Origin of the sequence: Isoalcanivorax indicus (genome assembly GCF_003259185.1) — a bacterium.
Taxonomy (GTDB): Bacteria; Pseudomonadota; Gammaproteobacteria; order Pseudomonadales; family Alcanivoracaceae; genus Isoalcanivorax; species Isoalcanivorax indicus.
Genome location: NZ_QGMP01000005.1, coordinates 23,848 through 50,843, shown reverse-complemented (window position 1 = coordinate 50,843; position 26,996 = coordinate 23,848). Strand labels below are relative to the sequence as shown.

Annotated in this window: 24 protein-coding genes; 17 read left to right on the top strand and 7 right to left on the bottom strand. The window is 64.1% G+C overall.

Annotation, left to right across the window (positions count from 1 at the left end):
- Positions 1 to 2 precede the first annotated feature (2 nt).
- Complete coding sequence (locus DKW65_RS15535; protein WP_162925915.1) at positions 3 to 1,559, bottom strand: Ig-like domain-containing protein; 1,557 nt, start codon at positions 1,557 to 1,559, stop codon at positions 3 to 5.
- A 230-nt stretch (positions 1,560 to 1,789) separates the two neighbouring features.
- A complete protein-coding gene (locus DKW65_RS15530) occupies positions 1,790 to 2,485 on the bottom strand; it encodes an Lcl C-terminal domain-containing protein (RefSeq protein WP_162925914.1) in 696 nt (231 codons plus the stop codon).
- A gap of 220 nt (positions 2,486 to 2,705) precedes the next feature.
- Between DKW65_RS15530 and DKW65_RS15525 the strand changes: the two genes are divergently transcribed.
- A complete protein-coding gene (locus tag DKW65_RS15525; protein WP_111658342.1) occupies positions 2,706 to 4,421 on the top strand; it encodes a hybrid sensor histidine kinase/response regulator in 1,716 nt (571 codons plus the stop codon).
- 27 nt (positions 4,422 to 4,448) lie between these two features.
- Here DKW65_RS15525 and DKW65_RS15520 read toward each other — a convergent pair whose 3' ends face one another.
- The 3 genes from DKW65_RS15520 to mrcB are packed head-to-tail and all read right to left on the bottom strand — an operon-like array spanning position 4,449 to position 7,575.
- Positions 4,449 to 4,847, bottom strand: a complete 399-nt coding sequence (locus DKW65_RS15520; protein WP_211315821.1) for a RidA family protein — start codon at positions 4,845 to 4,847, stop codon at positions 4,449 to 4,451.
- Entirely contained in the window at positions 4,847 to 5,311 is a 465-nt protein-coding gene (locus DKW65_RS15515) for a hypothetical protein (RefSeq protein ID WP_111658340.1), read from the bottom strand. The genes DKW65_RS15520 and DKW65_RS15515 overlap by 1 nt, the downstream gene beginning before the upstream one ends.
- Positions 5,287 to 7,575: a penicillin-binding protein 1B gene (gene mrcB, locus DKW65_RS15510; RefSeq protein WP_111658339.1), complete on the bottom strand. Its 2,289-nt coding sequence runs from the start codon at positions 7,573 to 7,575 to the stop codon at positions 5,287 to 5,289. Before mrcB ends, DKW65_RS15515 begins: the two co-directional genes overlap by 25 nt.
- A gap of 93 nt (positions 7,576 to 7,668) precedes the next feature.
- Here mrcB and DKW65_RS15505 point away from each other — a divergent pair, with 93 nt between their 5' ends.
- The 4 genes from DKW65_RS15505 to DKW65_RS15490 all read left to right on the top strand — a co-directional run bounded on the left by DKW65_RS15505 (position 7,669) and on the right by DKW65_RS15490 (position 10,751).
- The gene (locus DKW65_RS15505) at positions 7,669 to 8,673 is read left to right on the top strand and encodes an adenosine kinase (RefSeq protein WP_111658338.1); all 1,005 of its coding nucleotides are present in this window, start codon (positions 7,669 to 7,671) and stop codon (positions 8,671 to 8,673) included.
- An 11-nt stretch (positions 8,674 to 8,684) separates the two neighbouring features.
- Positions 8,685 to 9,017: a Rieske (2Fe-2S) protein gene (locus DKW65_RS15500; RefSeq protein ID WP_111658337.1), complete on the top strand. Its 333-nt coding sequence runs from the start codon at positions 8,685 to 8,687 to the stop codon at positions 9,015 to 9,017.
- Positions 9,018 to 9,027: 10 nt separating this feature from the next.
- Entirely contained in the window at positions 9,028 to 10,008 is a 981-nt protein-coding gene (locus tag DKW65_RS15495) for a serine/threonine protein kinase (RefSeq protein WP_111658336.1), read from the top strand.
- Positions 10,009 to 10,223: 215 nt separating this feature from the next.
- Positions 10,224 to 10,751 (top strand): JAB domain-containing protein, encoded by a 528-nt coding sequence (locus DKW65_RS15490; RefSeq protein WP_111658335.1) that lies wholly within the window; start codon positions 10,224 to 10,226, stop codon positions 10,749 to 10,751.
- 15 nt (positions 10,752 to 10,766) lie between these two features.
- Here the strand turns inward: DKW65_RS15490 and sfsA are convergent, their stop codons facing one another.
- A complete protein-coding gene (gene sfsA, locus DKW65_RS15485) occupies positions 10,767 to 11,477 on the bottom strand; it encodes a DNA/RNA nuclease SfsA (RefSeq protein WP_111658334.1) in 711 nt (236 codons plus the stop codon).
- A 1-nt stretch (position 11,478) separates the two neighbouring features.
- Positions 11,479 to 12,657: an aminotransferase class I/II-fold pyridoxal phosphate-dependent enzyme gene (locus tag DKW65_RS15480; protein WP_111658333.1), complete on the bottom strand. Its 1,179-nt coding sequence runs from the start codon at positions 12,655 to 12,657 to the stop codon at positions 11,479 to 11,481.
- Positions 12,658 to 13,680: 1,023 nt separating this feature from the next.
- Here DKW65_RS15480 and dksA point away from each other — a divergent pair.
- The 12 genes from dksA (at position 13,681) to acs (ending at position 26,970) form a co-directional block, all read left to right on the top strand.
- Entirely contained in the window at positions 13,681 to 14,121 is a 441-nt protein-coding gene (dksA, locus tag DKW65_RS15470) for an RNA polymerase-binding protein DksA (RefSeq protein ID WP_111658332.1), read from the top strand.
- Positions 14,122 to 14,171: 50 nt separating this feature from the next.
- The gene (gene gluQRS, locus DKW65_RS15465) at positions 14,172 to 15,038 is read left to right on the top strand and encodes a tRNA glutamyl-Q(34) synthetase GluQRS (protein WP_111658331.1); all 867 of its coding nucleotides are present in this window, start codon (positions 14,172 to 14,174) and stop codon (positions 15,036 to 15,038) included.
- 47 nt (positions 15,039 to 15,085) lie between these two features.
- The gene (locus tag DKW65_RS15460) at positions 15,086 to 15,274 is read left to right on the top strand and encodes a hypothetical protein (protein WP_111658330.1); all 189 of its coding nucleotides are present in this window, start codon (positions 15,086 to 15,088) and stop codon (positions 15,272 to 15,274) included.
- A gap of 1 nt (position 15,275) precedes the next feature.
- Positions 15,276 to 18,200, top strand: a complete 2,925-nt coding sequence (locus DKW65_RS15455; RefSeq protein WP_111658329.1) for a sensor histidine kinase — start codon at positions 15,276 to 15,278, stop codon at positions 18,198 to 18,200.
- Between the two features lie 5 nt (positions 18,201 to 18,205).
- Positions 18,206 to 19,576, top strand: a complete 1,371-nt coding sequence (locus DKW65_RS15450; protein ID WP_111658363.1) for a sigma-54-dependent transcriptional regulator — start codon at positions 18,206 to 18,208, stop codon at positions 19,574 to 19,576.
- Between the two features lie 549 nt (positions 19,577 to 20,125).
- A complete protein-coding gene (pcnB, locus tag DKW65_RS15445) occupies positions 20,126 to 21,451 on the top strand; it encodes a polynucleotide adenylyltransferase PcnB (RefSeq protein ID WP_111658362.1) in 1,326 nt (441 codons plus the stop codon).
- Entirely contained in the window at positions 21,448 to 21,957 is a 510-nt protein-coding gene (folK, locus tag DKW65_RS15440) for a 2-amino-4-hydroxy-6-hydroxymethyldihydropteridine diphosphokinase (protein WP_111658328.1), read from the top strand. Before pcnB ends, folK begins: the two co-directional genes overlap by 4 nt.
- A gap of 3 nt (positions 21,958 to 21,960) precedes the next feature.
- Positions 21,961 to 22,641 (top strand): deoxynucleoside kinase, encoded by a 681-nt coding sequence (locus DKW65_RS15435; protein ID WP_111658327.1) that lies wholly within the window; start codon positions 21,961 to 21,963, stop codon positions 22,639 to 22,641.
- 27 nt (positions 22,642 to 22,668) lie between these two features.
- The gene (gene panB, locus DKW65_RS15430) at positions 22,669 to 23,457 is read left to right on the top strand and encodes a 3-methyl-2-oxobutanoate hydroxymethyltransferase (protein ID WP_111658326.1); all 789 of its coding nucleotides are present in this window, start codon (positions 22,669 to 22,671) and stop codon (positions 23,455 to 23,457) included.
- Positions 23,457 to 24,308, top strand: coding sequence for a pantoate--beta-alanine ligase (panC, locus tag DKW65_RS15425; RefSeq protein WP_111658325.1), 852 nt, complete (start codon positions 23,457 to 23,459; stop codon positions 24,306 to 24,308). Before panB ends, panC begins: the two co-directional genes overlap by 1 nt.
- A 182-nt stretch (positions 24,309 to 24,490) precedes the next feature.
- On the top strand, positions 24,491 to 24,871 hold the full coding sequence (gene panD / locus DKW65_RS15420; protein WP_111658324.1) for an aspartate 1-decarboxylase: 381 nt from the start codon (positions 24,491 to 24,493) through the stop codon (positions 24,869 to 24,871).
- A gap of 161 nt (positions 24,872 to 25,032) precedes the next feature.
- The gene (gene acs, locus DKW65_RS15415; RefSeq protein WP_111658323.1) at positions 25,033 to 26,970 is read left to right on the top strand and encodes an acetate--CoA ligase; all 1,938 of its coding nucleotides are present in this window, start codon (positions 25,033 to 25,035) and stop codon (positions 26,968 to 26,970) included.
- Positions 26,971 to 26,996: the final 26 nt, after the last annotated feature.

The window sequence follows — 26,996 nt, the reverse complement described above, 5'->3', positions numbered from 1 at the left end:
TTTCACGGGGCATCGCGCACCAGCCGCACCCTGCCTACCACCGCTCCAGTCGGGTTCTTCCAGGCCCAGCTGACGGTGCCTCGGAAAAAGACAACCACATTTGCATGACTCCAGTTCACAGCCGTCGATGACCAGAAGCTCTGGCTGTCGGTGTTCGGGAAGTAATCCTGATCAATACTCGGATTCGAAACACCAAAATGAACGATGGAGTGCAATTCGCCAACTGTTGGCAAACGCCAATCAGTAGCACCACACAAGCGATCCTCACCGGAAAGGCTATTGACGGCCTCAACCAGAGCCAGGGTATTGCACTTCTCCAGCGTATGGTTGCAACTATCGCCGTTACCTTCACCGCCGACATTGCTGCCATTGCTGGTCCCATCAGGGTTGTACCACCTGTAAGTGTGTGCCCGGTGACGCAGGTGCTCGACATCATCCACCTTCACTTCCCAGATCAGGCCGGTGACGTTGTCGCGCACACAGCCCCATTCGGTGGCACTGGCGTCCAGTGGCTCGCCGCTGCTGTCCAGTTTGGTGAAATCGAAGCCGGCATCCCCGTCGCCCAGCTTCACCAGCGTTGGGTCAGCGTCTCTACCTTGCATGCCGTCCTGGCCAGGAAACGATTCCACTCCCGGGTCGTCGCAATCGACCAGATGCGTGTGGATCGCATGGCCAGATTCGAATGCCACGCCGCCGGAACACCAGTCGATACCGGTGTCGTTCAGGCCGCCCACCGGGTTAAACATCGCAACGCCATCGCTGCCGTCACTCTCCCCGAGCACATTGGTCGCCGCCACACGGAAATGCCAGACGCCGGGCGGCAGTGTCAGCGTGTGCGTAGTATCGGACACAGCAATAAGTTGGGAGCCATCATAGCTGCCCCAGTTAGCGAGCTCGTCCAACGGCTCTGCGGCGAGATAAAGGTTGTAGCCGCTGGCGTACACAGACGGGCTCCAACTGATATCGACTGCACCCGGTGCAAGCCCCGACGCGGCAGCCAGGTCTCCCGGCGTATCCGGGAAAACCGCATTAACGGTAATGGTCACGCTGGCAGCGGCTGAACTTGCCATGCCGTCATCCACCGTGAACGCAAAGCTGTCGGTGCCGACAAAACCGGCATTGGGGGTGTAGGTCACAGCCGGTGGTGTGCCTGTCAGGCTGCCGTTTGCTGGCGAGGTTTCAATTTCATAAGTCAGCGCATCATCGTCAGCATCACTGCCAGTCAGGGTAATGAGCAGCGGCGCCTGTTGATCTGTTTCCACGCTTTGCGGATTCGCGACAGGAATAGCATTAACGGTAATGGCCACCGTCGCGGGGGCGGAACTGACCGTGCCATCGTTAACGGTAAAGGTGAAGCTGTCGGCGCCGGAGAAATCCGTATTCGGGGTATACGTCACGTTCGGAGCAGTACCACTCAGGCTGCCGTTGGCCGGCGCAGAGGCTATCGCGTAGGTCAACAGATCACCATCTGCATCGCTGCCGCTCAGCGTGATAAGCAACGCGGTATCCTGGTTGGTGACCACACTCTGGCTGTCCGCGACGGGGGCGATATTTGACACTGGGTCACCCCCTGAACCTCCACTGCTGGAACTGCCACCACATGCGCTCACGGTGAGTGCAAGCAGTAGCGAAAAGCCTCGATAAACGCCTCGGTAGATGTGCATGATTCCCCGCCCCCGACCTGTTGATTGCTTCTACTGCATTTGATACTGGCACCAACGGCGGAAAGAAGGATCATCCTGAAGGATGATTCCGGCCCCGCACTCACGAAGAACGCCGTGCAAACAACTCACGGCGCGGGATGGTTCGGGAGGCCTGCCCCGCATTCTCCTTTGATCCGGAACAGCCCCCCGCGCACCAGCAGGACACGTTTCAGGGTGCTCGGTTCAGGCGATGACACCGAACCCTGAAGGGAAAAGTGCGCAGGGTAAAACCGGACACACCATGCCGGGGTAGCGTGGCCGGCCTCCAGTGACGTCGACCACCACTGCCCCGGATTGACAGCCATATTCCGGAAATAGAGCGCGTCATCGCCCTGACCGTCATCATCTGCCGCCAGATCAATAATCGAGTGCAACTCTCCGGCACTGGGCAAACGCCAGTCGCGGGCACCACACAGAGGCTCCTCCAGCGCATTGACGGCCTGAACATAGGCATGCGTGTCACAGCGACTCAGGGTACCGTTGCATGAGCCGCTGTTCCCCGACTCCCCTGCTGCCCCTGCCTCGCCAGCATCAGCACTGCTGCCAGGGCTGTACCAGGTATAGGTATGCTCGCGGTGGCGCAAGTCGCCCGCGTCGTTCACCTTGACCTCCCAGACCAGGCCGGTGATGTTGTCGCGCGCGCAATCCCACGCGGCAGCACTGTCCTCCAGTGCTTCGCCGTCGCGGTCCAGCTTGGTGAAGATCCGGACATCGGGCGCGCCGAGACTCCAGGCGCTGGCGGTGAGCGCAAGCAGCAGCGCAACGCCTCCATAGATATGCATGCTTCCCCCGGGGACGGTCGTGATGCCAACCTGATACTGGCACCGACCGGCGGGAATTTGATCATCCTGAAGGATGATTCCGATACCCGCATGCGCGAAACACCGGGCGCCGATAGCAGGCTTGGGAAAATTGGCATTCCTTTCCACCGAATTCATAATCGACAGCGACCTATGATCGACGGCGGAAAGACCCGGCATCACCAAAGGATGTGACATCACGATGGACAGACAACATCCCCTGAGCGACCAGGTGAACAAGGAACGGCTGGACTGGATGGTGCGCGAAATCCTCCCCCATTTTGCCGGGGGCATTTTCGGTGCCGCGCTGATCGGTGTGGTGTTCGCGCCGGTGGCCCGGGAAGGCGGGCTGATGGTCTGGGCATTGCTGAACCTTGCTATTGGCGTGGCGGGTGCAGTCCTGCTGCTGGGTCTTCGTCGTCACTACCAACGGCTGCCGATCGCGATGTGGGTGAGGCTCAGCGGGGTGATGCTCCTGCTGTGGGGCATGGTGCTCGCCACTGCCCCCTGGCTGTTCGACACCGCCAGTGATCCGGCCTACTTCGTCACCCTGATCGTGCTGCTGATCGGCATCTGTGCCAGCCCTTCGGCAACGCTGGCACTGTATCCACTGATCTACGCGGCCTTCGTGACACCGGTCATGGCCTCCCTGGGCTGGTCGATTCTGGTCAGCGACTTTATCGACAACCCGCTGATGAAGTGGCTGACCCCCATCTTCTGGGCCTTTCTTGTTGGCTATACCTGGCGGCTGCACGGTGTACTGATCAATGCCATCACTTCTCGTCTGGAGAAGGACGATGCGCTGCGCAAGCTCGAGCGCAGCAATCAGCTGCGCAGCCGTTTTCTTGCCGCGGCGACCCACGACATCCGCCAACCGCTGCAGGCCATCAGCCTGCATCTGAGCGTGCTCGGTGAACGCTTTTCGGATCACGCCGAAGCGGACTTGCTGAAGCGCCTGCATGACAGCACTGCCAGCATGTCGACCCTGATGGACACCCTGCTGGACGTGTCCCGGCTGGACAATCAGGACATTCGACCAAGCATCCGCACCGTGGCGCTCAAGCCATTGCTGGAGCAATGGGTGGGCCAGTACGCCCTGATGGCCCGTGACAAGGGGCTGGCCCTGCACATGGCACTGGCGGATGTGGTAGTGCGCACAGATCCGCTCTTGCTGGAACGCATCGTGCTCAACCTGTTCAGCAATGCCGTGCGTTACACCGAGGCTGGCGCCATCACCGTGCGACTGCGTGAGGACAAGGGAGAAGCCACTCTGTCAGTCTCCGATACCGGTCACGGCATCGCAGAAGAAGAACAGGAGCATATTTTCGAGGCCTTCCACCAGATTGATACCCCCCTGCACGAGCAACAGCGGGGCATGGGCCTCGGGCTGGCCATTGTGGACCGATTGGCGGCGCTGCTGGCGCACCCGATACAACTCCAGTCTGAACCCGGTATCGGCTCGACTTTCTCCCTGACCCTGCCGACAGGACGCCGCAAGGACCTGCTGCAACACTGCCCGCCCCCAGCCCCGGAATGGGAGATGAACGGGCTGAACGTCCTGATCCTCGATGATAACCCGGAGGTGCTGGACGCCCTGCGCGCCCTGTTGTCGAACTGGCAGTGCCAGGTACGGGCGCAGGCCAGCGCCACGCCGGAGGAAACCTGGCAACCGGACTTCATTCTCTCGGATTATCACCTCACATCCGGCGACACGGGGCTTGATACCGTAAAGCGCTTCCGCGACTACACCGGGCGCTGTATTCCCGCCGCCATCCTCACCGGCGACCAGAACCTGACCCTGCCGGAAACGCTTCCCCGGACAGCCCTGTTACGCAAGCCGGTGCGGCCGGCGCAATTGCGCTCGGTCATGCAGAAAATGCTGCGACGGGAGGGCATAGCCTCGCGTCGCTCCCCGTGACCGGCATCGAACCGGCTCTGCCTGCCCTCAGGGCAACAAAGCCTCGGCCTCGATCTCGATCAGCCATTCGGGCAGGGACAGGCCCTTGACGATGACCCAGGAGCTGGGGGGCGGGTTGTCGGGGAAGTAATCCAGCAGCGCCTCGGCAATGGCGTCCTGTTCCTCGCTGGCTTCCTCGGCAATATAAATGCGCAGCATGATGACATGCGCCAATGTGCCTTCTGCAGCCGCAAGCACCCGCGCGACATTATCGAGTGCGGCGCGCGTCTGTGCTGCCAGGCCGCCCGTTACGGTCTGCTCTTCGGCGTCCACGCCCACCTGGCCGGAGAGCAGCACACGCCGCCCGACAGACGGCACGACCATCGCCTGACTGAAACCGTATTGCAGGCTGTTGAAAACGCTATCGGGGTTGAGTGTCTGGCGCATCAGGGGTCCTCACGCAGTCGTTCGGCGTTATCGCGCGCGGCATCGCGGCCGGTGTCATTGCCCTGCCGGTCACGGGCCTCGGCCACGAGCTCCCACAGGTCGGCTTGCCACAGGGGGTGGTCGGGCGCCTCGCGCAGGGCCCGCAGAGCCAGGCCTTCGGCGGCGCGCGGCTGCTCCTCGGCCAGCCGCAGTTCGGCCAGTTCGCGGTACAACACCGTCGCCTCACCGCTCCGGCTCACAGACAGGGCGCGTTCCAGATAGCGGCCTGCGGCACTGAAATCATTGCGCGCCCGGGCCGTGTCGGCCGCCGCCAGCAAGCTGGCCGCGGGCGAATCCTGAGCCACCTCCACCGGCGGCAGGGGCTCCGGCGGCATCACCGGTTGCACGCTGCACGCGCCGAGCAAGAGCAGCAGCCCGGCCAGCGCCGCACGCGGCAACATCAGTTGAACATGCGCCTGAACCATCCTCGCACTCCTCCATCATTGTCACGACGTTCGCCGCAAGACGTACTCTGTTGCGGAATCGACGCCGTCATCATCGGATAAAGGCGTGCGTCGCGGCAGCCCTCGCCGCTGGTGCGCGCGCCATCTTCATCCATCCAGACCCACTCCACGCCCGGCGGCGCGGTTTCCCGCAGGCTGCGCTGCGGCACGGCGGCCATCACCTGGCCCCATACCGGCAAGGCGGCGCTGCTGCCCGCCACGCCAGCAGGCTGGTTGTCGTCGCGGCCCACCCAGACTACGGCCAGATGATTACCGCTGAACCCGGCAAACCAGGCATCGCGATAACCGTCGCTGGTACCGGTCTTGCCCGCCACGGTGATGTCCGGTGGCAACACGCCAAGCAACCCGCGCCCGGTGCCTTCGCGCATCACCTGGATCATCGCCCATTGGGTCAGGAAGGTCGCCTCCTGATCCAGCACCGCTTCGGCCGACACCGGGTAACGCGCTACCGGCTCGCCGCTCAGATCCAGCACGTCCGTGATACTGCGTAGCGGCGTGCGGAAACCGCCCGTGGCCAGCGGCTGATACATCACCGCCACCTCGAAGGGGCTCAGTTCCAGACTGCCCAGCAGAATACTCGGGAAGGCGGGAATGTTGCGCTGCACGCCCATCCGCCGCAGGGTCATGATCACCTTGTCCAGACCCAGTTCCATGCCCAGGCTGGCCGTGGCCTGGTTGCGCGACAACGACAGCGCATCCAGCATCGGGATCTCGCCCATGGATTCGTTATCGAAATTCTTCGGTGCCCAGACCTGACCGCGCGTCAGCGGGACCTCGAAGGGCTCGTCCTTCACCAGCGATGCCAGATGGTAACGGCGAGGCTGCTCCAGTGCGGTAAGCACCACCGCCGGCTTGGCCAGCGAACCGATCGGTCGCACCGCATCCAGGGCGCGATTGAAACCTGTGCTGCGTGCACGCCGGTCACCGACCACCGCCAGCACGTCGCCCTGATCCGGCGCGGTCATCACCACGGCGCCGGTCAGTTGATGGGCCGCACCGGGGTCGCGCTGTTCCAGCGTCCGGGCCAGGGCATCCTCGGCGGCCAACTGCGCCAGCACGTCGAGGGTCGAGTGAATGTTGAGGCCATCACTGGCCAGCACGGCCGGGGGATAATCCCGCGCCAGCTGGCGACGCACCAGATCGATAAACGCCGGGAAGGCATACAGCGCACCGCCGCCCCGTGGCACCACTTCCAGATCGCGGGCCAGCGCGCGTTGCAGCGCGGTGTCGCTGATCACGCCTTCCGCCTGCGCCACGCGCAACACCAGGTCACGACGCTCACGGGCGCGCTCGGGACGCCGTCGCGGATCATACAGACCGGGCCCCTTGAGCATCCCGACCAGCAGCGCCAGATGATGCGGCTCCAGTTCCTGCAAGGGTCGGCCAAAATAGAACTGCGCCGCCAGCCCCATACCGTGGATAGCGCGGGCGCCGTCCTGACCCAGATAGACCTCGTTGAGGTAGGTTTCCAGAATCTGGTTTTTCTCGTAATGCAGCTCCAGCAATAGCGCCATCGGCAGCTCGAGCAGCTTGCGGCTCAGGGTGCGGTCCCGGCTGAGCCAGAAATTCTTGACCAACTGCTGGGTCAGGGTGCTGCCGCCCTGACGCACACCGCCAGCCCGCAGGTTGGCCAGGGCGGCACGACTCAGGCCACGCAGGGAAATGCCGTGATGTTCATAGAAGGCCCGATCTTCCACCGCCAGCAGCATGGCCACCAGCGCGGGGGGCGTCTCGTTGAGCCGCACCAGAATACGGTCCTGGCTGTGTCCGGGATGAATACTGCCGATCTGCAGGGGCTCCAGCCGGGCCACTGGCAAGGCGCCGCCGTCCGCCCGCGCCAGACCGGCCACACGACCATCACTGATGCGCAGACGCAAGCGCCGGGCGGGCTCGCCGCCATCGCTGTCACGGAATCCTCGCGTGTGCAGCAGCAGACTCTGTCCGTCCCGGCTCCAGGACCCGGGCGTCGGCGCGCCAGCCTCCTCGCGGTAACGCATCAGGCTGAGCAGACGCTCCATCTGGCTGCTGTCGAGCACCTGGCCGTTGTACAGCTCCACAGGCCGGGCAAAGACCCGGGCAGGCAACTGCCACTGATGGCTATCGAAACGGCTGCGCACAAAGGCATCGAGCCAGGCCAGACCGACCAGCATCAGGACCAGACAGACTGCAGACGCCTTGAGTAACAGGCTGCGGGAGATAAAACGTGCAGGAGCTTTTTTTGGCATGGCGCGCAGTATAGAGCAATTCAGCGGACGATTTGGCAACAGACAGCCCCAACCCCATAATGGTTCGCTTTTCAGGTCACCGGAGTGCCCAGAATGAGTCATCAGTACGATGTGTACGCCATCGGCAACGCCCTGGTGGATACCGAAATCGAGGTCAGCGATGCCTTCCTGGCCCGCATGGAGATCGGCAAGGGCATGATGACCCTGGTGGACAAGCCCCGGCAGCAGACGCTGCTTGAAGCATTGCAAGGCGAGGCCGAACCGCACAAGCAGACCTGCGGTGGCTCTGCCGCCAACACCATCATTGCCACCCGCTACTTTGGCGGGCGCACCTTCTACACCTGCCGGGTCGCCAATGACAACACCGGCGCGCTGTTCGTGGAGGCCCTGACGGCGGCCGGCGTCGACACCAACATGCGCGGCCCACGCCGCGACGGCATCAGCGGCACCTGCCTGGTCATGATTACCGACGATGCCGAACGCACCATGAACACCTTTCTCGGCATTTCCGAAACCGTGGATGAGACGGACCTGGACATCGAGGCGCTGCGTGCCTCGCGCTACGCGTACATCGAAGGCTATCTGGTCACGTCGCCCTCGGCGCGCGCCGCCAGCATTCGCCTGCGCGAGCTGGCCCGCGAGCACGGTGTCCAGGTGGCCCTGACCTTTTCAGACCCGGCCATGGTGCGCTTCTTCCGCGACGGCCTGCTCGAGATGATCGGTGACGGCGTGGATCTGTTGTTCTGCAATGAAGACGAAGCCCGCGACTTTACCGGCACCGACAGCGCCGAAGCCGCGCTGGAGGCCCTCAAGGCCCATGCCCGTCAGGTGGTCATGACCCGCGGCGCGCGCGGCGCCATGGCCTGGGACGGCGAGCAGCTGCATCATATCGATGGCGTCCCGGTCAAGGCCGTGGACACCAACGGCGCTGGCGACATGTTCGCAGGTGCCTTTCTGTACGGCATTACCCACGACCATGACTTCGCCACCGCCGGTCGCCTGGCCAGCGCCGCAGCCGCCCGGGTAGTCAGCGATTTCGGCCCGCGCCTGTCACCCGAAGCACATCTGGCCGTGCGCCAGGACGTGCTGGGCGCATAAAGGAGCACACCATGCATTACCTGTGTACCCAACAGGAGGTGCCGGAGGGCGAAGCCCGCGGCTTCGAGTTCGGCCCGAAATCCGTGGTCGCGGTGCGTCGTGACGGCCAGCTTTACACCTATCTGAACTGGTGCCCGCATCTGGGCATCGAACTGAACTTCATGCCCGATGAATTTCTCGACATGGACAAGCAGTTCCTGACCTGCGTCAACCATGGCGCCCTGTTCGAGATCGAGACCGGCCAGTGTCTGTCCGGTCCCTGCGAGGGCCAACCCCTGACCGCCCTGCGGCATGAAGTGCGCGGCGAGGAAGTTTGGGTCGAATTGAAGGACCCGCCTGTATGAGCCAGCCAACATGATCTCAACACACCCGTTCGACGCGCTGAGTCCGGATCTGTTGCTGGATGCCGTGGAAAGCGTGGGCTACCAGTGCGATGGCCGGGTGCTGGCCCTCAACAGCTATGAAAACCGTGTTTTCCAGATTGGTCTGGAAGACGACACGCCGGTGATTGCCAAGTTCTATCGACCGGCCCGCTGGACCGACGAGCAGATTCTCGAAGAACACGCCTTCTGCTTCGATGCCGTGGAACATGAATTGCCCGTGGTGCCACCGCTCCGTGATGCACAGGGCGACAGCCTGCACCAGCATGCGGGCTTCCGCTTCGCCCTGTATCCACGCCGGGGCGGGCATGCTCCGGAGCTGGACAATCTGGACAACCTGCTGGTGATGGGCCGCTTCCTCGGCCGTCTGCACAATGTGGGCGCCATCCGCCCCTTCGCGCATCGCCCTACCCTCAGCAGCCAGGAATTCGGCCATGAGGCCGTCGCCACCTGCACCCCTTTCGTCACCGCCGACCTGCGCCCGGCCTGGGACAGCCTGACCCGCGACCTGCTGCAGGTCGTGGACGAGCGCATCAGCGCCGTACCGAACGTGACGCTGTTGCGCGTGCATGGCGATTGCCATAGCGGCAACCTGTTGTGGCGCGACAATGCACCCCATTTTATCGATCTGGACGACGCCCGTATGGCCCCCGCCATCCAGGATATCTGGATGCTCCTGTCCGGTGACCGTCATCGCCAGAGCCAGCAGCTCACGGACATCATTGAGGGCTATCGCGAGTTCCGCGATTTCAGCCCGGTCGAACTACATCTGGTGGAACCCCTGCGCACCCTGCGCATGCTGCACTTCAGTGCCTGGATCGCACGGCGCTGGGATGACCCCGCCTTCCCGCGCGCCTTCCCCTGGTTCGACAGCCCGCGTTACTGGGGCGAACGCATCCTCGACCTGCGCAACCAGCTGGCGGAACTGAACGAGGCGCCCCTGCAGTTGCTTTGAGCCGGGGAAATGCCTTTTCGCACAGGATATTGGAATATGGTTGCGAATTGCGCAAAATAGAGGCGTCGGGCATCGCACGCCTTCCAGGCTCAGACCAAACCACCCGCGCCCTGCCGCGCCAGAGAAGTGTGGTATGTCTGCTGCGATTCATCAGGGACGCCCGGCGCGCCCGCGCGGGCTGGCCGTTGCGGGGGGACTGACCATGGAGCCTGACTATGCAACGCAACCCTCAGCGCACATCCACCCTGTGTGCCGAACACAACTTCCAGCGTGACCCCCAAGGGCGTCATCTGACCCTGCGACCTGTTACCCGGCAGGAGTTGATCGACTACGCCGCCACCCTGCTCTGCAGTGATCTGCTTGACCGCCCCGCCGTGAAAAGCTCACAGGACGCCATGAGCTTTCTGCGCATGCGCCTGTGCCACGAGGAGCGCGAACTGTTTGGCACCCTGTTCCTGGACCACAAGCATCGGGCAATCACCTTCGAGGTGCTGTTCATGGGCACGCTGGATTTCACTGCCGTCCACCCGCGCGAGATCGCCCGGCGCGCACTGGTGCTGAATGCGGCGTCAGTCATCCTGGCGCACAACCATCCCTCCGGTGACCCGGAGCCGAGTGACAGCGATCTGAAGATGACCCGTCGTATCCGCGATGCCCTGGCACTGGTGGACGTGCATGTGCTGGACCATGTCGTGCTGGGCCATCTCGGCAACGTCAGCATGGCGGACCGTGGATTGCTGTAACGGCTCAGAGCACCCTCAAAGCAATACTGGCACCGGCGCCGCCAGGCGAAAGGCCTGCGGACTGATGTCCGTGCGCCAGGCCAGGATCTCGACACCGACTGACGCCGCCTCACGCAACAGGCGGCCATAGGCCGGATCGATCTCATCGGCCGGGGCCACCTCGCGGGCGCCGGTATGCTGCACACAGAAAAGAAGCACCGCGCGCCGCCCAGTGGTCACCACCTCCATCAGGGTGCGCAGATGCTTCTGGCCGCGCAGTGTCACGGCGTCGGGAAAGGTTATCAGGCCGTGGTCCGGATCATCCGGACCCGGCCCCAGGGTGACATTCTTGACCTCGACAAAGGTGTGCGGCGTGGCGCCGCCCAGCGCCAGATCAAAGCGGCTGTCGGCAAAACGCACCTCACGGCGCAGCCCTTCCGGGCGCAGCTCCGGCACCTGGCCAGCGAGAACGGCCTCAGCCACCAGCGCATTGGTGCGGCTGGTGTTCACCCCGGCCCAGTGACCATGCGCCACCTGCACCGCCTCCAGGGTGTGACGATACTTCCGTTTCGGATTGCCGCTGTCGGAATACAGCACCGCCGCCCCCTCTGGCGTGCAGTGCTTCATTGAGCCGGTATTCGGACAATGCAGCGTCAGCGGCTCGCCCTCGGCCGTCAGGATATCGGCCATGAAGCGCTTGTAACGGCGCAGCAGGCGACCCTGCTGCAACGGGGGATCGAAGTGCATGTCAGGCCACCCCGACAAACCGGGCGATGCGCGCCAGCGCCTCGTCAAGGCGCGCCTCATCGCAGGTGTACGCCACACGCAGGAAGTGGCGCGGCCCGTGGGCGCTGCCAAAATCGAGCCCCGGCGTCAGCGCCACATGCGCCTCGGCCAGCAGCCGCTCGCAAAAGGCAAAACTGTCGTCGGTCAGTGCCGAGGCATCCAGGTAAAGGTAAAAGGCACCTCGCGGCGCCCCGGCGATACGGAAGCCCAGCGACGGCAGACGCGCCAGCAGCAAGCGGCGGCGGCCATCGAGCACCTCGCGACGGCGCACCAGCTCAGCCTGGGTTTCCGGTAAAAATGCGGCCAGCGCAGCATGTTGTGCCAGTGTTGGCGGTGCCAGAAAGAAATTCTGCGCCATGCGTTCGATATCCGCGACGCGGTCCTGCGGCGCCACCAGCCACCCCAGCCGCCAACCGGTCATACCGAAATACTTGCTGAAGCTGTTGATCACCCAGGCCTCCGGCGCCACCGACAGCGCACTGAAACAGGGCGCGTCATAGACCAGCCCCTGGTAGATCTCGTCCATGATCAGCGCACCCTGGCGTGCGGCCACTTCCCCGGCCAGGGCCGCCACCGTCTCCTGTGACAGCACATTGCCCGTGGGATTGTCCGGGGAAGCCAGCAGCGCCGCCCGCGTGGACGCTTGCCAGGCCGCCGCCAGTTGGCCGGGGACCAACTGCCAGTTTTGTGCCGGGTCCAGCAGTACCGGCTGCGGCACACCGTTCACCAGTTCCACGAAATGGCGGTTGCAGGGGTATCCGGGATCGGTGACCAGCACGCCATCGCCGGGATCGATCAACGCCGCCAGCACCAGTTGCAGCGCCCCGGAGGCGCCGGGCGTCAGCACGATACGGCCGGGGTCCACACGAACCTGAAAACGCGCCAGATAAAAGGCGGCGATGGCCTCCCGTAACGCGGGCAGGCCCGCCGCCGGGGTGTAATGTGTGAGGCCTGCCGCCAGCGCACGCTGACCCGCCTCGATCACCGGGGCGGGCGAAGGAAAGTCCGGCTCGCCCACCCCCAGGTGAATCACATCCTTGCCCGCACGCCCCAGCGCTTCAGCCTGAGCCACCAGGCTCATGACATGGAAGGGGGCGATGCGGTCGCAGCGCGCAGCGCGTGGCAGCTTTGTTTGGGTCATTGATGTTCCCATTCATGGAAGTAAGGCTATAATCGCGCCCGCGTCGGGGGTGACAAGCCCCCCGGCGCAGGGTTATCGTCGGGGATTGTTCCCAGCGCCAGTGCCAGAGGATGCGGCGCACCGGGGTGCCAGACCGACGGCGAGCCTTGCGACAGGCAATGCGGCAGTATAGCAGAGACCTTCGCAGCAGCCGCCTGACCGCCCCCACACTTACAGTGAGCAGCGAGTATGTTAAGGGAGTTAATCAGGATGGCCACGCGCAAGAAGAAAGCCCCGGCGAAGCCTGCAGCAAAGAAAGCCACCAGCAAGAAGCCGGTGGCCGCCAGCAAACCGGCTGACAAGACCGCCGCGAAAAATACGGCCAAGACGCCTGATAAAAAGACGCCAGCTAAAAAGACGCCCGCTAAAAAGGCTCCGGCCAAAAAGGCGCCTGCCAAAAAAGCCGCTGTGAAAAAAGCAGCCGCCCCCGCCAAGGCGACGACAAAGAAAAAAGCACCGGCCAAAAAAGCTGCCGCACCCAAGGCTGCCGTCAAGAAAACGCCCGCCACGAAGACGCCCGCCAAAAAAGCCGCTGCAAAAAAGGCCCCGGTGAAAAAAGCGCCCGCGAAAAAAACGTCTGTCAGCAAGGCAGCCACCAGCAAGCCGGCTGCCCGGAAACAACCCGCCGCAACCGTGAAAACCGCCAGCAAGCCCAAGGCCGCCGCCAGCAAGGCGCCTGCCAGCAAGGCTGCGGTCAAGCGCACAGTGGCACGCAAGGTCGAGGCTGCCACCCAGCCGAAACCTGCCAGCAAGCCTGCCGCAAAAAAAGCCGCCGCGAAGAAGGCCAGCACGGCCCGTCGCGCGACGTCTCCGGCCACGCCTGCTGCGAAGAAACCGTTACCGCCCAAGCGTCCGGCGCAATCTGCCGCCGCTCAGGCAGGCATGAATGCAAACGACCACGCCAGGAAGGCTCGCGCGGCTCAGGGAAGCGCCCACAAGGCCCCGTCAACCCCTTCTCAGGTGTCGCAGAACGTGAAAGACCCGATGGATATCGCACCACCGAAACCCGGCCACCTTATTTTCGGCTTCGCCCCTTATGTGCCCGCCAAAGGCGAGGAGTACATGAGCGAAGCCCAGTACGAACACTTCCGCAAGATCCTGCTCGCCTGGCGTCAGGAACTCATGGAAGAAGCCGACCGCACCATGCACCACCTGCAGGATGAAGCGTCCAACCTGCCTGATCCTGCTGACCGCGCCACCCAGGAAGAAGAGTTCGCCCTGGAGCTGCGCACCCGTGATCGCGAGCGCAAGCTGCTGAAGAAAATCGAGAAGGCCCTCGACAAGATCGACACCGGCGACTACGGCTACTGCGAGGCCTGCGGTGTAGAGGTCGGCATCCGCCGACTGGAAGCACGGCCGACCGCCGAGATGTGCATCGATTGCAAGGAACTGGCGGAAATCAAGGAAAAGCAGATGGCAGGCTAACGCCGGGTAGCCCCGGCGTCTTGCGTTGCGGCAACCGGAGCGCATGACCCATGGCGCCAGACTACCGCGGCCGTTTTGCCCCCACCCCGTCCGGGCCGCTGCACAGCGGCTCGCTGCTGACAGCCGTGGCCAGTTATCTGGACGCCCGGCAGGCCGGGGGCACCTGGCTGCTGCGCATCGAAGACCTCGATCCGCCGCGGGAAATTCCCGGCGCGGCGGACATCATTCTGCGCCAGCTCGAAGACCATGGCCTGGCCTGGGACGGCCCCGTGCAGTATCAGAGCCAGCGCCAGGCCGCTTACGCTGCCGCCCTGGATCAACTGCATGCGCAAGGCATGGCCTTCTATTGCACGCTGTCGCGACGCCAGCTTGCCGAACGCGGCGGCCACCACCCCGGCCCCGCTGTCGCCACCTCACCGGGCCCGAACCGGGCTGTGCGTCTGGCGGTGCCGGAAACCACCCTGCACTTTGACGATCTGCTGCAGGGACCACAGCAATCCCGCCTGTCGACGGAAGACGGCGCCTTCGTTATTCGCCGCCGCGATGGCTTCTATGCGTATCAACTGGCCTGCGCGCTGGATGATGCCGACAGCGGCATCACCCATGTCCTGCGCGGCATCGACCTGCTGGAGTCCACCTTCCGCCAGCTCTGGGTGCTGGATTGCCTGAGTCGCCCACGACCGCAGTACGGTCACCTGCCCGTGCTGGTGGACGCCAGCGGCGAGAAGCTGTCCAAATCTGCGGGCGCGGCGGCGCTGGGTAACGACCACCGGGACAATCTGTTCCGCCTCCTCAGCCTGCTTGGCCTGGCGCCGCCTCCGCCCCTGCGCCACGAGCGCTGCGACGCGCAACTGGCCTGGGCCACCACGCACTGGCAACGCAACGCCCTGGCCGGACACCGTGCGTTGCGCGATTGAGCGCACAACCTGCTACCATCAGCAGACCCGACCAGACCCCGGATACCATGTACGCTGACCGTCTGCTGATCATATTCATTGTCGGCGCTTATCTGCTCTCTCCCGCCATCATCGAATGGTGGAGTGATGGCGGGCGCGCCTGGTACCGGCCCTACATGATGTGGCTGCTGCTCATCGCGCTGTGCTACTGGATCAGCCGAGGCCGCGACGACGGCCGCGGCCGGGACCGCTCCTGACATGTTCAGTTTTACCCAGGTCTTTCTGGTTGCCGCGGGCTATCTGCTGTTCCTGTTTCTGGTGGCCTGGATCACCGACCGGGGCAAGCTGCCCGCACGACTGGTGCGACACCCTGCCGTCTATGTCTTCTCGCTTGGCGTCTATGCCAGCGCCTGGGCCATTTATGGCAGCGTCGGTTACGCCTACCACTACGGCTATAACTTCCTCGCCTACTTTCTCGGCATCTCCGGCGTCTTCATGCTGGCGCCGATCCTGCTCGCGCCCATCCTGCGGCTGACCAGCGCCCACCAGCTCAGCTCGCTCGCCGACCTGTTCGCATTCCGCTACCGCAGCCGCACGGCGGGGGCCATGACCACACTGATGATGCTGGCCGGGATGCTGCCGCTGCTGGCCCTGCAGATCAAAGCGGTGGCCGAATCGATCCAGATTCTTACCGGCGAGAGCGATCCCGGCGGGCTCGCCTTCTGGTTCTGCCTGCTGATCACGCTGTTTGCCATTCTGTTCGGCGCCCGCCACGCCACGGCCCGCGAAAAGCACGAAGGGCTGGTGGTGGCCATCGCCATGGAATCGCTGATCAAGGTCGTCGCCTTTGCGCTGCTGGCCATACTGGCGCTGTACAACGTGTTCGACGGCCCGGCCGGGCTGAACACCTGGCTGACTGACAACCCGGACGCGCTGGCGCGCCTCTACTACCCCCTGCAGGACGGCACCTGGCACTCGATGATCCTGGCGTTTTTCGTCTCGGCCGTGGTCATGCCGCACATGTTTCATATGGCGTTCAGCGAGAACCTGAACCCGCGCGCCCTGATGACCGCCAGCTGGGGCCTGCCGCTGTTGCTGCTGGTGATGGCCCTGTGCATCCCGATCATCCTGTGGGCCGCGGCCGCCGCCCGGGTCGATGGCCTGCCGGATTACTACGCCCTCACTGTGGGCAGCCTCAGCGGCGGCCACGGGGCCATGCTGGCCTATATCGCCGGCCTGGCGGGCGCCAGCGGCATGCTGATTGTTGCCACCCTGGCGCTGTCTTCCATGACCCTGAACCATCTGGTGCTGCCCGCGCGTACCCGGCCGCTCGACGAACGCCTGTACCGCTGGTTGCTGTGGGCACGGCGCCTGCTGATCGCGGGCATCCTGACCCTGGCCTATGTGTTCTACGCCATCGCCGGCGACCACCACACACTGACCGAACTGGCCGTGCTGTCGTTTGTCGCCACCTTGCAATTCGTCCCCGGGCTGATCGGCGCCCTGTTCTGGCCGGGCGGCAACCGTATCGGCCTGTTTGCCGGGCTGCTCACCGGTTTCAGCCTGTGGGTGCTGGCGCTGCTGGTGCCCATGGTGGTACCGCACTGGCAGCCCGGCCTGCTGTTCGATCTGCTGGGCATCAGCCATCAGTCCACCGCGCACCAGTGGCACCACGTGGCCATCGCGTCCGTGGTCGCCAACGGCCTGATCTTCGCTCTGTTCTCGCTGCTCACACCGACCAGTCAGGCGGAACGCAGCGCCGCCGACACCTGCACCGTGGACAGCCTGCGGCGGCCGTTCCGCTGGGAGCTGGAAACCGAAACGGCCGACGACTTCATCGAGGCGCTGGGCGGCCCCCTCGGCCCGGTCACCGCCGAGCGCGAGGTGCAACTGGCACTGCGCGACCTCAATCTGACCCGCAGTGAAAGCCGCCCCTATGCCCTGCGGCGGCTGCGCGACCAGCTGGAAACCAACCTGTCCGGGCTGCTCGGCCCGTCCGTGGCACAACGTATTATTGATGAACATCTGCCCTACAAGCCGCAGGCCGAGCACGAATCCAGCGAAGATATCCAGTTCATCGAATCGCGTCTGGAGCTGTACCGCGACCGCATGTCCGGGTTGGCTGCCGAACTGGACAGCCTGCGACGGTTCCACCGCCAGACACTGCTGGAGCTGCCCATGGGCGTGGTCTCCCTGGGCGCCGACGGCGAAATCATCGGCTGGAATCTGGCCATGGAACAGCTCACCGGCATCAATGCCCAGCGCACCATCGGCGCCCGCGTCAAGACACTGCCACGCCCCTGGAGCACCGTGTTCAGCGATTTCGCCCAGGGCGAGGCCGCGCGCCAGCCCCAGGTCGAAGCCTCCTGGCGTGGCGAAACCCGCTGGCTGAGCCTGCACAAGTCGGAAGTCGCCGGCACCTTGCCGGGCGAACGCGCCGGTGGCCAGGTTATCGTCGTGGAGGACATCACCGACCTGCGTGCGCTCGAAGCCCAGCTCACCCACAGCGAACGCCTCGCCTCCATCGGTCGTCTGGCCGCAGGTGTAGCGCATGAAATCGGCAACCCGGTCACCGCCATTGCCTGCCTGGCGCAGAACCTCGAGCACCCGGCCAGCGAGGACGAGATCACTCAGGCCGCCCGTCAGATCATGGAGCAGACCCGGCGCATCAACCGTATCGTGGAGTCGCTGGTGACCTTCAGCCACAGCGGCGGCGTCGCGGCCGTGGTGCAGGGGCCGGTGTCCTTGCGTGACACGGTGGCCGAGGCGATCAGCCTGTTACAGATGGACCCGGACCACCGCCAGCAACGCTTTATCAACGACTGCGATGGCGATCATCTGGTACGCGGTGACAGCCAGCGGCTGTTGCAGGTGTTCGTCAATCTGCTGTCCAATGCTGCAGACGCTACCGACGACAACGACCCGATCACGGTGCGCAGTGAGGCGCAGGAAGAACGCCTGGAAGTTACCGTTGAAGATCACGGGCACGGCATTGCCGCAGAGTTGATGCATTCTCTGTTTGAACCATTCGTCACCAGCAAGCCCGCCGGGCGCGGCACAGGCCTTGGCCTGGCGCTGGTGTACAGTATTATTGAGGATCATTTCGGCAGCATTCGCGCCGAAAGCCCGGTCAGCGACGGGCGCGGTACCCGCTTTGTCATCACATTGCCTGGTTATTGGTGAACACCATGAGTCATATCCTGATCGTCGAGGATGAACCGGTCATCCGTGGTGCCCTGCGCAAGCTGCTGGAGCGCCACGAGCACAAGGTGGTGGAAGCCGCCTCGGCAGAGGATGCCTTCGAGCACCCGTTGCAGCAGTTCGACCTGATCATCAGCGACCTGCGCCTGCCCGGGGCCAGCGGCACCGAGGTCATCAGCCGCGCCGCCGGGACACCGGTACTGATCATGACCAGCTACGCCAGCCTGCGCTCCGCCGTGGACGCCATGCGGCTGGGTGCCGTGGACTACATCGCCAAGCCCTTCGATCACGATGAAATGGTGCTGGCCGTCAACCGGGTACTCAAGGAAAGCAAGCTGCAGCGTCACAACCGGGCCCTGCGCGCCGATGTCGCGCGCAGCTACCCGACCAGCGAGATGCTTGGCGAATGCGCCCCCATGCGCGAACTGTTCCGGCGCCTGGACAAGGTCGCCCCCACCGACACCAGCGTGCTGATTCTCGGTGAGGCCGGCACCGGCAAGGAACAACTCGCACGGCAACTGCACGAGCGCAGCCTGCGCAGCGACGGCCCGCTGGTCACCCTCAATTGCGCCGCCATCCCCGGACCGCAACTGGAAGCCGAACTGTTCGGCCATGAAGACGACGCCCTGCCCGGCGCCGGCCCCGCCCAACCGGGGCTGATCGAGAACGCCCACGGCGGCAGCCTGTTTCTGGACGATATCAACGAACTGCCCATGGATGTTCAGGCACGCCTGCTGCGGCTGTTGCAGGACGGCGAGACCACCCGCGTCGGCGGCGTCGGCAGCCGCCCTGTGGACGTGCGCGTGATCGCTGCGGCCCCGCGCCCCCTGGACAACGAGGTGGCCGCCGGTCGTTTCCGCAAGGATCTTTATTACCGTCTGAACGTCCTGCAACTGGAGCTGCCGCCGCTGCGCCAGCGCGGCGACGATATCAGTCTGCTGGCCCACGCCCTGCTGTCGAAGCTGTGCGAGCGGCACAACAGCCCGCCGCTGCAGTTCACCCCGGACGCCCTGGTGGCCATGGTCCGGCACAACTGGCCGGGCAACGTGCGCGAACTGGAAAACGCCATCGAGCGTGCGGTGATTCTGGTGGACGGCCCCGAGATCACCCCGGAATTGCTGGCCATCAGCCACAGCGCCATACCGGCGGAAGCCGCCGCCAATGTGGTGCGGCGCCCCTTTGAGGACCCGCAGGAGGACCTGTCGCTGGAGGACTACTTCACCCGTTTCGTGCTGGAGAACCAGGACGCCATGACCGAAACCGAACTGGCGCAGAAGCTGGGCATCAGCCGCAAGTGTCTGTGGGAGCGTCGCCAGCGGCTCGGCATACCCCGCCGACGGAGCAGTGCAGGCGGCTGAAAAAAGGCTTTACTCGAGCCTCGCAGAGTGATGTCACTTTGGAATCATGTGAATCTGTTACCGTCCTACACACTGTCGTAACACCACAACGACACACTTTTCCGGTGAACAAACTGTTCACCGGAAAAAATATCGCAACACGCTGATTTTTAAGGATTTATCAAAGTCTTGCAAAGGAAGGGGCGTGAATGCAGGATGAACTCACGCCAGCAAACAACAATAACAGCGGCGTCAGAGGCTCAAATAAAGAATAACAATTCCAAGAGCCAATGCAGTGCTTGTCATGACCGGACTGTCGTGACTACAAGGCAGAAAACAAAACAAACAATAACAATAACAGAATCAGCGCAATTACGAGGGACCACAGGACACTGTGGTCCCTTTTTCATTTGTATACCTGCCCTGTTTGAGCCGCTCCGGTTGGGCAGCGCCGCCAATCCGGGTTAAGATTGCGCGCTTCGTAAACTGCAACTCACAGGCCTGTCTATAGTGCTGCGCAAGATCCCGGCTTTCCTGAACCGCCTCATCGGGCGCGACAACGGTGCAACCATGCGCCTGCCGGAGCCCGTGATCATCCCCCGTGACCAGCATCCGATCTCGCGCAAGCAGATCAGCCGTGCTGCGCTGAACGTGCTCTACGGCCTGCATGACGCCGGTTTCGAGGCCTTCCTGGTGGGCGGCTGCCTGCGTGACCTGCTCACCGGCATCCAGCCCAAGGACTTCGACGTGGTCACCAATGCCACGCCGGAGGAAATCGAACGCACCTTCCGCCGCGCCCGCATCATTGGCCGCCGCTTCCGCCTGGTGCATGTGCGCTTCGGGCCCGAGGTCATTGAAGTGGCGACCTTCCGCGCCCTGGGCGAGGCCGACGAGAGCGACGACGACCGGCGCCACAGCCATGACGGCCAGATCCTGCGCGACAACGTCTATGGCAGCATCGAGGAAGATGCCCTGCGGCGCGACTTCACCGTCAATGCGCTCTACTACAACATTGCCGACTTCGCCCTGTACGACTTCGCTGGCAGCATGGACGACATCAAGGCGCGCCGCCTGCGCCTGATGGGCGACCCGGCGACCCGCTACCGCGAAGACCCGGTGCGCATGATCCGCGCTGTGCGCTTTGCCGCCAAGCTGGATTTCGATATCGATCCGGCGACAGAAGCCCCGCTCTACGAACTGGCGCCGCTGATGGGGCAGGTGCCCCCCGCACGCCTGTTCGACGAGATGCTCAAGCTGTTTCTCAGTGGCCAGGCCCAGGACACGCTGAAGCTGCTGCAGGAATACGGACTGTTCGACGCCCTGTTCCCGGCCACCGCCGAGGTGATGACCGACAGCGACCAGCGTCTGCTGGAAGCCGCCATGCGCAATACCGACCGGCGCCTGGCCCAGGACAAGCCCGTCACCCCGGCGTTCCTGTTTGCCGTGCTGCTGTGGCCGGCATTGCGCGCCCGCCAGGCCATGCACCTGGACAACGGCATGGCCCCCGCCGTGGCCCTGAACAAGGCCGCCGGGCAGGTGATTGCCGAGCAGGTCAGCCAGATTGCCATCCCGCGGCGTTTCTCGTCCGTGGTGCGCGAAATCTGGGATCTGCAACCACGCCTGCCACGCCGCCATGGCAACCGCGCCGGTCAACTGGTCACGCATCCGCGCTTCCGTGCCGCCTACGACTTCCTGCTGCTGCGCGAAGAAGCGGGCGAGATCGCCCCCGGCGTTGGCCAGTGGTGGACCGATTACCAGGAGGCCGACGAAGACGCCCGCGAGGACATGGTTCGCGCCCTGGGCAAGGCGGCGCCGAGCAGCGGCGGCGAAGGCAGTGGCCGCAAGCGCCGCCGTCGGCGGCGGCGAGGCGGGGGCGGCAGCGGCGGCGCCGGATGATCCGCACCTGCATTGGTCTGGGCAGCAATCTGGACCAGCCCGCCGCGCAGCTGCATCAGGCCATAGGCGCCCTGGCACACCTGCCGCACAGCCACCTGGTGGCCTGCTCCCCGCTGTACCTGACCACCCCGGTGGGCCCCCAGGACCAGCCTGACTTCATCAATGCGGTCGCCCTGCTCGACACCACGCTGGCGCCGCTGGACCTGCTGGGCGCCCTCCAGGCGCTGGAGCAACAGGCCGGGCGGGTGCGCCACCGCCACTGGGGCGAACGCACGCTGGACCTGGACCTGCTGCTCTACGGCGACCAGCATATCGATCTGCCACGCCTGCGCGTACCACACCCGGAAATGACCCGCCGCGCCTTTGTACTGGTGCCTCTGCACGCGGTGTGGCCGGATCTGGTGCTGCCGGACGGCACCCCGCTGGCGAGCCTGCGCGCGCAATGCGATGATGCCGGAGTCTGGTTGTACGAGCCGGGTAGCAAGACAGACACCTCAGGGGGCTGAAGTATGCTGAACGAACGGGTACAGACCCTGCGCGATGCCGGGCGCCTGCCACGGTTCATCGCGGTGGAAGGCCCCATCGGGGTGGGCAAGACCACCCTGGCGCGGCGTCTGGCAGAGACCTTCAACTACGAAGTGCTGCTGGAACAGGCCGACGACAACCCGTTCCTGGAGCGTTTCTATCGCGAGCCGCGCCGCTACGCCCTGCAGACCGAGCTGTTCTTCCTGTTCCAGCGGGCCGAGCAGTTGCGTGACCTGAAGCAGAACAGCCTGTTCGAACAGGTGCGGGTCAGCGACTTCCTGATCGACAAGAACGAGCTGTTTGCCGAAGTCACGCTGGACGACGATGAGTTCGGTCTGTACCGCAATGTGCATCGCCACCTGACCCTGGATGCCCCGCGCCCGGATCTGGTGATCTACCTGCAAGCCCCCACGCCGGTGCTGCTGCAACGCATCGGCAAACGCGGGCTGGCCCACGAACGCACCATTGATGCCGACTACCTGGACCGCCTCAACAACGCCTACGCGCGCTTCTTTCACTTCTACGATGATGCCCCGCTGCTGATCATCAATGCGGCGGACATCGACTTTGCCGGTGACGACAACGACTACCAGCAACTGGTCTCCTATCTGCTGGACATCGGCAAGGGCCGCCACTACTTTAACCCCCGCCCGCTGGCGGGCTGATCCCTCACCGACACGCAGGATGACACCATGAGCGTCACGATCCGCACTGTGCAGCAATGCAAGGCCGAGGGCCGCAAGTTTTCCGTGCTGACCGCCTACGACGCCTGCTTCGCGCGACTGATCAGCGAAGCCGGTATTGATGTGATGCTGGTGGGCGATTCGCTGGGCATGGTGCTGCAGGGGCATGACAGCACCCTGCCGGTCACCGTCGCTGACATCGCCTACCACACCCGCTGCGTGGCCAGCGGCAACCAGGGCAGCCTGCTGATGGCCGATATGCCGTTCATGGGTGCCGCCTCACTGCAGGACGCCCTGGATAACGCCCGCACCCTGATGCAGGCCGGGGCCCAGATCATCAAGCTGGAAGGTGCAGGCTGGCTGGCCGAAACGATCACCGTGCTCAAGCGCAACGGCGTGCCCGTGTGCGCGCATCTGGGCCTGACCCCGCAAGCGGTGAATGCCTTTGGCGGCTACCGGGTACAGGGCCGGGGCGATGCAGCACAGCAACTGATCGACGATGCGGTGGCATTGGAAGCCGCTGGCGCCGACATGTTGCTGCTGGAGTGCGTGCCCCGCGCCACCACCCTGAAGCTGCTGGAGGCAGTCAGCGTGCCGGTGATCGGCATCGGCGCCGCTCCGGAGTGCGATGGCCAGGTACTGGTGGTGCACGACATGCTCGGCATCACCCACGGCAAGACCGCCCGCTTCGTAAAAAACTTCATGGCCGGGGCCGACAGCATCCAGGCGGCCCTGCGCGCCTACGACGCGGCCATCAAGGATGGCAGCTTCCCTGCCCCGGAGCACTGTTTCAGCTGATGCAGACACTCAATACCATTGCCGATACCCGCCAGCAGGTGCGCACCTGGCAGGCACAGGGCCTGACCGTGGGCTTCGTGCCGACCATGGGCAACCTGCACGCCGGGCATATTCGCCTGATCACCGAAGCCCGCCAGCACGCCGACCGGGTGGTGGCCAGCGTGTTCGTCAATCCGACCCAGTTCGGCCCCAACGAAGACTTCGACGCCTACCCGCGCACCCTGGCCGCCGATCAGGCCAAACTGGCCGCCGCAGGCACCGACCTGCTGTTTGCGCCGCCGGTAGACGAGATGTATCCCGAGACCACCCTGACCTGGGTAGACGTTGATCACCTGGGCGATCACCTGTGCGGCGCCAGCCGCCCCGGGCATTTTCGCGGCGTCAGCACGGTGGTCAGCAAGCTGTTCAATATCGTCACCCCGGATATCGCCTGCTTCGGCGAGAAGGACTTCCAGCAACTGGCGGTGATCCGACGAATGGTACGCGACCTGTGCTTCGGCGTGCGCATCATCGGCGTGCCCACCGAGCGGGAAGCCGACGGCCTGGCGATGAGCTCACGCAATGGTTATCTGAGCCAGGAGGAGCGCGCCCTGGCGCCGCAAGTGTATGCTCACTTGCAGCAGGCCCGGCAGGCCATCGAGGCGGGCGAAAGCGACTACCCGGCGCTGCAACAACGGCTCTCCGCCAGCCTGGGCAGCCTCGGCTTCCGGGTGGATTACCTGACCGTGGTCAACGCGGAAACCGTCTCGCCGGCGACCCCGCAGGACACGGATTTGCGCGTCGCGGTGGCCGCCAGACTGGGCCAGACCCGATTGATAGACAATATCCCGGTCACAATTGTGCGTGACTGACCGTTCAGGCATACTGGCGCGCCATTTTCGGCACTGACCCCCGATCGGACACACTGGCACGGGATCTGCGCACAGATCCGGTACTGTACTGTCCAACGGTTGTGCCTGACGGTAACGGGTGCTAAAAAGGGCCCGCATTACAGCGCAGGCACCCCGTCGGGGTAGCGCAGAGAGGTAGAGTCATGCAGTGCACTATGCTGAAAGCCAAGCTGCACCAGGCGCGCGTAACACACGCGGAACTGGAGTATGAAGGTTCCTGTGCCATTGATGGCACCCTGCTCGATATGGCAGGCATTCTGGAGTACGAACAGATCCAGATCTACAACGTGGACAATGGCGAACGTTTCACTACCTACGCCATTCGCGCCGAGGAAGGCTCGAAAATGATTTCCGTCAACGGCGCCGCTGCCCACAAGGCGCAGCCCGGTGACCGCGTGATTATCTGCGCCTATGCGAATTACAGCAGCGCAGAACTGATCAACTTCAAGCCCCGGCTGATCTACCTGGCCGACGGCAATGATGTCAAAGGCAGCAGCGACGCGATTCCGGTTCAGGTCGCCTGATCCCGCCGCCCTCACGCTGTTTGCAAGGCCCCTCCCCGGAGGGGCTTTTTTGTGGCCTCCTGATGGCCGCTTCGACCAAAGTGGGCTTTACCCTGCCTGCCAATTCGTCAATAGTGACTCCCATACTGAATTCGAACAAAACAGATTCGAGGAGACCACTGATGTCGGAAGTGAAGCGCTATCCGGTACCCGAGGATTTCAAGCGCGATGCGTTGATGGACAAGGCGAAATATGACGCCTGGTACCAGGCCTCCATCGCCGACCCGGAGACCTTCTGGGCCGAACGCGCTCACGAAACGCTGGACTGGTTCAGCCCCTGGGACAAGGTCAGTGAGTGGGATTTCAATGCCGGCCAGGCCGCCTGGTTTGTCGGCGGCAAGCTCAATGTCTGCCATAACTGTGTTGACCGCCACCTGGACAGCCGGGGCGACCAGACCGCCATCATCTGGGAAGGTGACGAACCCGACCAGAGCCGCCATATCAGCTACCGTGAACTGCACGAAGAAGTCTCGAAGCTGGCCAATGTGCTGAAGCAGCGCGGCGTGAAAAAAGGCGACCGGGTATGCATCTACATGCCGATGATTCCCGAAGCCACCTACGCCATGCTCGCCTGCGCCCGCATCGGCGCCGTGCATTCCGTGGTGTTCGGCGGCTTTTCGCCGGAAGCCCTCAAGGACCGCATTCAGGACGCCGAAGCCAGCGCCGTAATCACCGCCGATGAAGGCGTGCGCGGCGGCCGTGCCGTGCCCCTGAAAGCCAACGCCGACAAGGCGCTGGCCCAGTGCGACAGCGTCCACACCTGCCTGGTGGTCCGCCGCACCGGCAGTGACGTGGCTTGGGACGCGCAGCGCGATGTCTGGTACCACGAGGCCGTGCCCGCCGCCAGCAGCGACTGCCCGGCAGAACCCATGGACGCGGAAGACCCGCTGTTCATCCTCTACACCTCCGGCTCCACCGGCAAACCCAAGGGCGTGATGCACACCACCGCCGGTTATCTGCTCGGCGCCGCCCTGACGCATCGTTATGTGTTCGACTACAAAGACGGTGACATCTACTGGTGCACCGCCGACGTGGGCTGGGTCACCGGCCACAGCTATATCGTCTACGGACCGCTGGCCAACGGCGCCACCACGCTGGTGTTCGAGGGCGTGCCGACCTACCCGGATGCGTCACGGTTCTGGCAGGTGGTGGACAAGCACAAGGTGAACATCTTCTACACCGCCCCCACCGCCATCCGCGCCCTGATGGGCCTGGGCGATGCGCCGGTGAAAAAGACCGACCGCAGCAGCCTGCGTCTGCTCGGCACCGTGGGTGAGCCGATCAACCCGGAAGCCTGGGAGTGGTACCACCGCGTGGTGGGCGACGACCGCTGCCCGATCGTCGACACCTGGTGGCAGACGGAAACCGGCGCCATCATGATTGCTCCGATTCCGGGTGCCATCGACACCAAACCGGGCTCCGCCACCCTGCCGTTCTTCGGTGTCGAACCGGCCCTGGTGGATGCCGACGGCAAGGAACTGGAGGGCGCCGCCTCCGGCAACCTGATTATCAAGTCCTCCTGGCCCAGCCAGATCCGTACCGTGTACGGCGATCACCAGCGCATGGTGGACACCTATTTTTCGGCCTACAAGAACGCCTACTTCACCGGGGATGGCGCACGCCGCGACGAAGACGGTTACTACTGGATCACCGGCCGCGTGGATGACGTGCTGAATATTTCCGGGCACCGCCTGGGCACCGCCGAAATCGAATCGGCACTGGTGCTGCACCCGGCCATCGCCGAGGCCGCCGTGGTGGGCTACCCGCACGATGTCAAAGGTCAGGGGATCTACGCCTATGTGAACCTGATGGCAGGGCATGAAGGCAGTGACGAACTCACGGCAGAACTGCGCCACTTCGTGGCCCAGGAAATCGGAGCCATCGCCAAGCCGGACATGATCCACTTTGCCCCCGGCCTGCCGAAGACCCGTTCCGGCAAGATCATGCGCCGCATCCTGCGCAAGATCGCCACCAACGAGCTGGACAACCTGGGCGATACGTCGACCCTGGCCGACCCCTCCGTGGTCGATCAACTGATCGACACCCGCCTCAACCGCTAGACAGCAAACCGGCACTCCGCAGGCTG